This window comes from Mesorhizobium sp. M4A.F.Ca.ET.020.02.1.1 (assembly GCF_004022645.1).
Classification (GTDB): domain Bacteria; phylum Pseudomonadota; class Alphaproteobacteria; order Rhizobiales; family Rhizobiaceae; genus Mesorhizobium.
In genome coordinates, this window is the sequence record NZ_RZOI01000841.1 from 1 (window position 1) to 2,422 (window position 2,422).

3 protein-coding genes are annotated in these 2,422 nt (G+C 66.0%); 1 reads left to right on the plus strand and 2 read right to left on the minus strand.

Translation table 11 applies throughout. From position 1 onward, the window contains the following. The first annotated feature begins 2 nt into the window (after window positions 1-2). Window positions 3-857, plus strand: a complete 855-nt coding sequence (locus EN742_RS31965; RefSeq protein ID WP_245492445.1) for a DMT family transporter — start codon at window positions 3-5, stop codon at window positions 855-857. On the opposite strand, the gene EN742_RS31970 is transcribed toward EN742_RS31965, so the two are convergent. Both EN742_RS31970 and EN742_RS31975 read right to left on the minus strand, forming a co-directional pair. Then, window positions 858-1,670 (minus strand): helix-turn-helix transcriptional regulator, encoded by an 813-nt coding sequence (locus EN742_RS31970; protein ID WP_126055752.1) that lies wholly within the window; start codon window positions 1,668-1,670, stop codon window positions 858-860. Between the two features lie 84 nt (window positions 1,671-1,754). Continuing rightward, a partial coding sequence (locus EN742_RS31975; RefSeq protein ID WP_148670405.1) for a uracil-DNA glycosylase occupies window positions 1,755-2,422 on the minus strand: 668 nt, incomplete at its 5' end.

The following is a 2,422-nucleotide window of genomic DNA, read 5'->3' on the forward strand; positions in this document are numbered from 1 at the left end:
GCATCAAGGCGGCCGGCGACGTGCCCGCCGGCCAGATCGTCTTCTTTCGCTCCTTCTTTGCCATCTTCCCGATCATCGCCTTCCTGGCATCCAAGCGACAGCTGGCCACCGCATTCGCCACGAAACGGCCGTTCAACCACGTCGCGCGCGGTATCGTCGGCGTCGGCGCCATGGGGCTCGGTTTCTTCGCGCTGACCAGGCTGCCGCTTCCCGAGGCGATCACGCTGAACTATGCCCAGCCCCTGCTGGTGGTGGTGTTCTCGTCGATCTTCCTTGGCGAAGCGATCCGTGTCTACCGCTGGAGCGCTGTCGCCATCGGTCTTGTCGGTGTGCTTCTCATCTCCTGGCCGAAGCTGACGCTGCTGCGCTCTGGCGCGGCGCTCGGTGACCAGGAGGTATTGGGGGTCATCGCCGCCTTCGCCGCGGCGGCGATCTCGGCCATCGCCATGCTCTTGGTCCGCAACCTCGTCCAGACCGAGAAGACGGCGACCATCGTGCTCTGGTTCTCGTCGACGGCGAGCGTGCTCTCCCTGCTGACATTGCCCTTCGGCTGGCAGCCGCTGACGCCGGTGCAGGCAGCCCTCCTGGTTGTCGCCGGCTTTTGCGGCGGGCTCGGCCAAATCCTGATGACGGCGGCCTACCGCCACGCCGAGGCCTCCGTCGTGGCGCCGTTCGAATACAGCTCGATGATCCTCGGCGTCGTGGTCGGCTATCTGGTGTTCGGCGATGTCGCGTCGCTCAACACGCTGGCCGGCGGTCTGATCGTGGTGGCGGCCGGCATCTTCATCATATGGCGCGAACGGCAACTTGGGCTTGAACGCACGCGAACGAGGAGGGCGACGCCGCCGCAGGGGTGATCAAGACCGCTCGGCACGCTCCTTCGCCAGCCGCACCAACGTCGACCGCGTCTGCTCGTCGGCCGGGAAAAAGGATTCGATCGCCAGTTCCGACAATGTGACATCGAGCGGTGTGCCGAAGACGGTGATCGTGCTGATGAAGGAGAGCACCTGATCGCCATGCGCGAGCCGGAGGGGGTGCACGATGCCGCTCGGCTCGATCTGGGCCGGCCGTCCGCTCTTCAGCCCGGAAGGATAGGCGCGCAACTCCTGTTCCAGCTCGATCAGCACGGGGTCGCCAATGGCGTCGTTCTGATGCCTCAGCCGTTCGAGCAGATGCGCGCGCCATTCGGCTAGGTTGACGATGCGCGGCGCAACGCCGCCGGGATGCAGGCTGAGCCGCAGCACATTGACCGGTGGCGCAAGCAGCGATGGTTCGGAAACATCGGCCAGGAATGGGCCGATCGCCGCATTGGCCGAGATAAGGTTCCAGTGCCGGTCCACGGCCAGCGCCGGAAAGGGCTCGTGGCCCCGGAGCACGGTTTCCACCGCCGCCATCGCCGGTGCCAGCGACGCATCGGAGAGCGGCTTCTCGCTGAAACTCGGCGCGAAACCCGCAGCGAGCAGCAGCTGGTTGCGCTGCCGCAGCGGGATTGAAAGCTGCTCGGCCAAGTGCAGCACCATCTCGCGCGAGGGCTGGGCCCGGCCGCTCTCGACGAAGGAGAGATGCCGCTGCGAGATCTCGGCCTCCATGGCAAGATCGAGCTGGCTCATGCGCCGGCGCGTGCGCCATTCGCGGATGAGGCTCCCGGCGGAGGTTTCGGATGTTGTCATGTGGGAAGGACTAAGGCGGCCAGGGGAGTAATTCAATTACCCCGGAGGTTATGGTGCCATCTCCCCCAAGGGGGAAGGGGTGTTTCACTCCAACGCCTTCAGCTTCGCCTTCACCTCCAGAAAATCCCGCCAGGCCAGCTTCTTGTGCGCCGGCGTCCGCAACAGATAGGCCGGATGCAGCGTCGGCATGGCGGGAATGATGGTGCCGGACGCGGTCGTATGCGTGCGCCAGTTGCCGCGCAATCGAAGAATACCCTCGGTGGTGTTGAGCAAGGTCTTGGCCGAGGGGCCGCCGAGACTGACCAGCAGCTTCGGATTGACCAACTCGATCTGCCTTTCGATGAACGGCCGGCAGATCTCGGTCTCGTGCGGCGTCGGCGTGCGATTTCCCGGCGGCCGCCAGGGGATGACATTGGCGATATAGGCCGACGTGCGGTCGAGGCCGATTGCCGCCAGCATGCGGTCGAGCAGGCGCCCGGAGCGGCCGACGAAGGGCAGGCCTTCGAGGTCCTCATCGCGGCCCGGCGCTTCGCCAACCAGCATCAGCTCGGCATTGGGATTGCCGTCCGCGAAGACCAGGTTTTTAGCGGTGAATTTGAGATTGCAGCCGTCGAAGGCCGCCATGTGCTGACGCAGCTCGTCGAGCGTGGAGGCGCTGGCAGCCATCTGCCGCGCGAGCAGCGCCTGCGCCTCGTCGGGTACTGCCGCGACGGCGGGCGCGGTGCGCGCCGGCGCATCCGGCACCTTGCTTG